Annotated in this window: 1 protein-coding gene; it reads right to left on the bottom strand. The window is 41.8% G+C overall.

Translation table 11 applies throughout. The annotated features are described in order from the left end of the window. A partial coding sequence (locus tag MJX74_RS21685) for a thiamine pyrophosphate-dependent enzyme (RefSeq protein ID WP_240225091.1) occupies positions 1 to 237 on the bottom strand: 237 nt, incomplete at both ends.

The following is a 237-nucleotide window of genomic DNA, read 5'->3' as shown; positions in this document are numbered from 1 at the left end:
AGTTAACGTGGAAAATAGGCGATTGCACCATTTTTGCAATGTCAGTACAGTAATCTGTTGAACGCACATCGTCTTTCTTGCTTGTAGTAAAACCAACTTGGTTGTTCACTACAATACGAATACTACCACCACAACTAAACGCATTGGTTTGCGATAAGTTGAAGGTTTCTTGAACAACACCTTGGCCGGCTACTGCTGAGTCACCATGGATAGTGATTGGCAGTGCTTTAATACCTG

Origin of the sequence: Rheinheimera hassiensis, assembly GCF_022436675.1 — a bacterium.
Lineage (GTDB): Bacteria > Pseudomonadota > Gammaproteobacteria > Enterobacterales > Alteromonadaceae > Alishewanella > Alishewanella hassiensis.
The sequence above is the reverse complement of the archived record's forward strand: the minus strand, read 5'-3'. Positions and strand labels throughout refer to the sequence as shown.